The organism is Bacteroidales bacterium (assembly GCA_031275285.1).
GTDB lineage: Bacteria > Bacteroidota > Bacteroidia > Bacteroidales > UBA4181 > JAIRLS01.
In genome coordinates this window covers 1-3222 of sequence record JAISOY010000147.1, presented here as the reverse complement: position 1 = coordinate 3222, position 3222 = coordinate 1, and the positions used below count along the sequence as shown (strand labels likewise).

General features: G+C 42.4%; 3 protein-coding genes. 1 reads left to right on the top strand and 2 read right to left on the bottom strand.

Annotation, left to right across the window (positions count from 1 at the left end; genetic code table 11):
* Positions 1-288 (bottom strand): hypothetical protein (locus LBQ60_14955; protein MDR2039219.1); only part of this gene is annotated, 288 nt, incomplete at its 3' end.
* 1 nt (position 289) lies between these two features.
* Positions 290-1639 carry a sigma-54 dependent transcriptional regulator gene (locus LBQ60_14950; protein ID MDR2039218.1) on the bottom strand — a complete coding sequence of 450 codons (1350 nt, stop codon included), beginning with the start codon at positions 1637-1639 and terminating at the stop codon, positions 290-292.
* 203 nt (positions 1640-1842) lie between these two features.
* Between LBQ60_14950 and LBQ60_14945 the strand changes: the two genes are divergently transcribed.
* Positions 1843-3093 carry an HlyD family efflux transporter periplasmic adaptor subunit gene (locus LBQ60_14945; protein ID MDR2039217.1) on the top strand — a complete coding sequence of 417 codons (1251 nt, stop codon included), beginning with the start codon at positions 1843-1845 and terminating at the stop codon, positions 3091-3093.
* Positions 3094-3222: the final 129 nt, after the last annotated feature.

Sequence of the window (3222 nt, the reverse complement as noted above, 5' to 3'; positions counted from 1 at the left end):
TTCAATACTTCCTTCCATTTTTTTGGCTAACTCTTCAGGTAATCCCTTTTTAACGGATGGGTTAAAAGAAATGTTCAGATCCGAATACCGGATGGCATCCGTCAGCCGTTCCATATCTTTAATGCTCCGGGTGATCCATGCATATAAACGGACAATACACCAGATCATCAGTGGGAGAACAATCATACTCCACCCATAAAGCTGTCGGGTGACCAGAAATGTAAATAAGGCCACACTTAAAACAAGCCACAAAATCCTCAGGAATAATATTTTCTTGAATTTCTTCACGTTATTTTTTTAATTTCCGGTATAAGGCAAAACGTGTAATTCCAAGTAATTCAGCTGCTTTATTGACATTGCCGCCTGTGCGTTCCATGGCTTTTTCGATGGCTTCCGTTTCGATGGTAGCCAGGTTCAGTATTTCATCATTCCGGGTCTTTCTGCTGCGGGGTAGCTGCAGTATAAAATCGTCAGCCTGTAGCAGATTCCCGCCGGAAAGGATCAATGCACGTTCCACGGCATGCTGTAATTCACGGACGTTGCCCGGCCAGCTGTAGGCCAGTAACTTATTTTTGGCTTCTTTACTCAGTCCTTTGATGTCTTTCTTGTATTTCATCATGAACCGTTGGGTAAAATGTTCGGCCAGTAGGATCACGTCATTTCCCCGGTCGCGCAGGGGAGGGATATGGATCTCAATGGTATTGATACGGTACAGCAGGTCCTGCCTGAACAACCCTTCCTCCACCTGTTGGTAGATATCTGCATTGGTAGCACAGATAAAACGGACATCGATGGGTATGACCTTGTTGGACCCAAGGCGTGATATCTGTTTTTTTTCAATGGCTGTAAGCAGCTTGGCCTGCATAGGCAGCGATATATTGGCGATTTCGTCCAGGAAAAGGGTTCCTCCCGATGCAGCTTCCATACGTCCAGGCTTATCTTTTTTGGCATCGGTAAATGCCCCTTTTTCATACCCGAACAGTTCGCTTTCGAAAAGCGTGTCCGGAATGCTTCCCAGGTCAATGGATGAAAATACCTGTCCTGAACGAGGGGAATGATGATACACAGCCCGTGCAATCAGGTCTTTTCCCGTTCCGTTTTCACCAAGGACCAGGATATTAGTGTCGGTGTCAGATAATTTATCGATCATCTCAAATACCTGCATCATGGTTTCCGATTCCCCGATGATCTCTTCCATAGGTTCATTCTGGTAAACCTCGACCTGTTTTTTCAGGCTGATGACCTCATTACGCGATTCTTTCAGCTTTAGCGCCGATGAAAGAGTGGCCAGTAATTTATCTTTCTCCCAGGGCTTAGGTATAAAATCTGTTGCTCCGGCTTTCACGGCCTGTACTGCTTTTTCGGTATCGGCATATGCCGTCATGAGTATCACCACAGCCTGCGGATCGATATCCAATATCTTCTGTAGCCATTGGAATCCTTCCTGGCCGCTGCTGGCATCCCGACGGAAATTCATATCCAGTAAGATCACATCCGGATGGTATTGTTCCATAAAATGGGCGATCCGCGCCGGATCCGTGCTGACACGAACACTTTCCACATACGGTTCCAGCAGAAGGTTCAGAGCAAAAAGCACATCTTCATTATCATCAATGATTAATATTTTTCCTTTGGCCATCTGATTACATATATTTGATTGTTCAAAACTACGATTTAAATCCATACAAAAAACGTGCATATCCGCACGTTATTTGTGCTTTAATGCACAACATATAGATATGTCTTATCTTGGTATTTTGTTGATATTTAGTCGAATAATAATTTGGTATAATTTTAGATAATTGTTTCCGACTGTTTATTTCAAACATAATATTCTATTCTATGGATATCATCCTTAAAAAAAAGCATCCGGTCATCCGGTATAAATACTATATCATCGGTAGTGTGATGATCCTGGCATTACTTATTTACGTTCTAATAGCCTCTATGGGGCCGCAGAAGTTGCGGTACGACGCTGAAAAACTGAATATAGCAGAAGTAAAGGAAGGAAAATTTATGGAATACCTGGATGTGGAAGGAATTGTGCAACCTATATTGACGGTCAGGTTGAATGTTTATGAAGGAGGAATTGTCAGCCGGATTGTGGCCGAGAATGGAAATATGCTACAACAGGGGGATACGATCTTACTTCTTACTAATCCGGATCTGCAGCGTACGATCGAGGATGAACGGGACAATCTTGAGAAACAAAGAGTATCATACCGCCAAAAAGGTATAGAATTACAAAGAAAATCATCTGAACTAAAACGCAAGGCCATCGAGACTGCCTATAACCTGAAACGTGTAGGCCGGCAATATGAACTGGATCAGGCCGAATTCAATATGGGCATACGCAGCAAGGCACAACTGGAAGTTTCGGAAGAAGATTATGAATTCAGCCTGAAAAATACCCGGCTGCTGCTGGAAGAATTACAGCATGATTCATTATTGAATGAAATACAGATCGGACTGATGAAGAGTGATTTGCGTCGTGAGGAAAAGGCTTTTGAACGCAGCCGTGAACGACTGGATAATCTGGTGGTGAAGGCATCCATTGGCGGACAGTTGAGTTTTGTGAATGTCATTCCCGGGGAGCGTGTTGCTTCAGGAAGTAACGTTGGTGAGCTGAAAGTCATTGACCAGTTCAAGATCAATACCAAAGTCAGCGAATATTATATCGACCGGATCATGCCGGGATTACCGGCTACCATCATTTACCAGAACCAGAAATTCCCCCTGAAAATAGTCAAAGTAAATCCTGAGATCAAGGAACGTCAGTTTGAGATCGATCTGGTATTTACAGATACACAACCTGAAAACATCCGGATCGGGAAGAATTACCGGATACAGGTGGAGTTAGGGCAACCCGAGGATGCAGTGGTGATGGCGAAAGGAAATTTCTTCCAGTCAACAGGCGGACAATGGATTTACAAACTCAACGAATCGGGTGAAAAGGCAACCAAGGTGAATATTTCCATCGGAAGGCAAAATCCACAACAATATGAGGTAATGGAAGGATTGAGTCCAGGGGATCGGGTGATCATTACCGGATATGAAAATTTCGGCGACGTACAGGAAATTATTTTGAAATAGTAAAGAGTAGGAAAGTTATAAAGTTATAAAGTTATAAAGTTATAAAGTTATAAAGTTATAAAGTTATAAAGTTATAAAGTTATAAAGTTATAAAGTTATAAAGTTATAAAGTTATAAAGTTATAAAGTT

Excerpts from the sequence above, each read along its gene's own strand:
- LBQ60_14950 (MDR2039218.1), bottom strand. The coding sequence starts at position 1,639 with ATGGCCAAAGGAAAAATATTAATCATTGATGATAATGAAGATGTGCTT.
- LBQ60_14945 (MDR2039217.1), top strand. The coding sequence starts at position 1,843 with ATGGATATCATCCTTAAAAAAAAGCATCCGGTCATCCGGTATAAATAC.